We start from the raw sequence: 3,250 nt of genomic DNA, 5'->3' as shown, positions 1-3,250 counted from the left end.
TCGGCCTTTTGCGCTTGCCGGCCCCCTCTCCTTATACCGCCAGCCTGGAGGCAACGGGCAGCTTCACCGATGTCGGCTTCGCCATCCATCTCTGCTGGGTGGACCAGCAGGCGCGGGTGATGACGGGGGTGACCCGGACCGGCGGCATCATTCGCCAAACCGATGGCAGCCGGCTTTTGTCCCGGCCCGCTTGGCAACTGGCCGAGGAGGTCAAACAGTTTGCCCGGCGGCAGGACAGGTCCGGGGCCGCCAACCGGCAGGCCTGGGCCAAGATGCGCGCGCTGGCCGTGAAGGCCGGAGCCAGAATGGATGATTTCCTGCGACGGTCGGTGGTCATCAGCCTCGACAAGCTGGACCTGAACATGAATCTGGTGTCGGTGGACGGCACGCCCGTTGTGGAGCTGCGCCCTGGTGCGGCCGACATTCCAATGGCCCCCTGGCTGAAGGTATTTGATCAGTACAGACAGGTGCAGGACCAATATGATCTGATTTTGGATGATAGCACGGTCATGCGGATCATCCCGGATGAACCGGTGAAGCAGGTACTACGCGAAATCCGCGACATGCCGAGACGTCGGGTGGCCGGCCAACGGGCCAAGACCTTTCTGCGCAACCCCTACGCCGTTCTGGGGCCAGCGATGGAAGGGGTCGTGCATCCCGCCCGGTTTGAGGAACTGCGCCGCGCAGCGGGCATTCATTTCAACAGCTTCAGCATTCACCCGCGTCGCGAGCCGGATGGCCGGGTCCGGCAGGTCGATATCCGGATTTCGCCCGATGATGAAGCGGTGACGCCGCTCCCTCCGCTTGTCCTGACGGGCAAGCCAGACGTCGCGCGCTTCGCCAACCAGTTGGCGCAGGCTCACAGCCGGGGTGATCCCTGCCTGGCCTTCGACGGTCAGGAGCTTGACCTTCGCGGGGATGTTGGGCAGCAGCTGGCGACGCTGTCCGCCCTCATCGCCGACCGCTGGTCATCCCGGCAGCCGGTGCCCAGTCTGGCTGATATCATGGATCTTTCCCGCTATTCGGCACGCGTCACCGGCTTTGACATCTATCACCCCGTCTATTCCCCCTACATTCAGAAAACGGAGAAGGGAGAGGGCTGGTTGCCGGATAGCATCCAGCCGGTGATCGCCTGCCACCCGCCCGGTGCCGATGCGCCGGTGCATTTCACCGTAGAGACCGAGCAGCTCAACGAACTGTCTAGCAAAGTGCAGAACGCGCCGGCCAACGGACAGGACATGATCCAGATGGAGGGCTGGCCGGGACCTGTTTCGGTGTCAGAAGCGTTAGGCATTCTACAGGCCTATCAGCCTTTGCTGGCCTCGTCTCAAGCGCCGACGGAACCCCAGAGTTCCGGGGGTGGCATGGCGGAGGAGATGGCCGAGTTTGACCATGGACCGGCGGCGGGGGTCATTGGAGAGGAGCCAGGGTCGCCGATCCAGCTGACCATAGCCGAGAATATTGAACGGGACGATTACGCGGAAAAGCGCGGCGAGCTTCTGGCCTTTGATGAGGGGACTGCACCGTCCTTGCCCACGGCCTTGGCCCCGCAAGTCCGCCTGTTACCGCATCAGGTCAGCGGTATCGCCTGGCTGCAGAACCTGTGGCGTCACCCGGCCCATGCCCGCGGATGCGTGTTCGCCGACGATATGGGCCTGGGCAAGACGCTTCAATTGCTGACCTTCATCCATTGGTATCTTGAAAGCGACCCGGATGCAGCACCGGTCCTGGTGGTAGCTCCCGTCAGTCTTCTGGAGAATTGGCAGAACGAAATCCGCAAGTTTTTCAAGGCTGGCGCGGCGCGGACGCTGACACTCTATGGCAAGGACCTGGACAGGGTGCGGGTTCCGGTCAGCACGTTGACAGAGGAATACCGCGCCGCCGGTGTCGGCAAGCTGCTAAGCGACGGGTGGCGCGGTACGGCGCAGATCGTACTGACCACCTATGAAACCATGCGCGACCAAGAATTGTCCCTGGCCCGCGAACGCTGGGGCATCATGGTCTGTGACGAGGCGCAGAAGATCAAAACGCCCAACGCGCTGGTCACCCGTGCCGCAAAGAAACAAAATGTCCGCTTCCGTATCGCCTGTACCGGCACGCCGGTTGAAAACTCGCTGACCGATCTGTGGTGTCTGTTTGATTTCATTCAACCGGGATTGCTGCTTCCCCTGAATGCCTTTGCCAGCACCTTTGTGCGACCGATTGAGGCCAAGACGGACGAACAGCGCAACCGGGTGGAGGCGTTGCGCACCCTGGTCACGCCACAGATATTGCGGCGGACTAAGGCCGATGTCACCCAGTTGCCCCCCAAGCATCAGGAAACCTGCGAACTGCCCATATCGTCCCGACAGCGGCAGCTCTATACGGAGGCCGTGAATAGCCTGGCCAATCGGCGGGCAGCACAGGAAACGGGAAAGGGTGGCAATGTTGGCAACATAATTCTCTCGCTGATTCATGACATCCGAATGATCTGCGCCCATCCGCATCATTCTAAGTTCACCAACCCGGGCAGCACGCCTCCGGGAGCCGAACGATTAGATTCACCAAAGCTGGACTGGTTGCACGGCTATCTGGACAAGGTTCGGGCCAAGGGAGAGAAGGCCATTGTCTTTACCGAGTTCCGCGACATTCAGCGCCAGCTGCAAAGAACCCTCTCCTTGCAATTCGGCCTGTCGGTGCAGGTGATCAATGGTGACAACAAGGCGCAAACCGTGGGCGACAGCCTGTCACGGCAGCGGTTGATTGATAATTTCCAAGCCCGGCCAGGCTTCAACGTGATCATCCTGTCGACCACGGCAATCGGATTTGGCGTGAACATCCAAGCCGCCAACCATGTCATCCATTTCACCCGCCCCTGGAACCCCGCGAAAGAGGATCAGGCAACCGACCGCGCCTATCGCATCGGGCAGGAACGGGAAGTCCACGTCAAATACCCCACCATCACCTCGCCCGACTTCGTGACCTTCGAGGCAAAGCTGGCCAGACTGCTGGACGCTAAGCGGCAATTGGCCGACGATATCCTGAATGGATATGAGGATATTTCAGTCGCTGAGTTCTCCAATCTGACTGGCCCTGACGGAACCGGTGTGATGGAGGATGGACCGATTGATGGTAGGTTTCTGCGGTCAATCGGGCCGGCCATGTTCGAACGGCTCTGCCTTGAGATCTGGAAAAGTCAGGGTTACAGCGTTTATTCAACCCCGAAATCCGGGGACGGCGGGGTGGATATCGTAGCGATCAAGGGGGATGT

At 60.6% G+C, this 3,250-nt stretch carries 1 protein-coding gene; it reads left to right on the top strand.

Annotation, left to right across the window (positions count from 1 at the left end; translation table 11 throughout):
• Positions 1-3,250 (top strand): SNF2-related protein (locus Q0072_RS10635; protein ID WP_298329584.1); only part of this gene is annotated, 3,250 nt, incomplete at both ends.

The organism is Asticcacaulis sp., assembly GCF_027484505.1.
Lineage (GTDB): Bacteria > Pseudomonadota > Alphaproteobacteria > Caulobacterales > Caulobacteraceae > Asticcacaulis.
The sequence above is the reverse complement of the archived record's forward strand: the minus strand, read 5'-3'. Positions and strand labels throughout refer to the sequence as shown.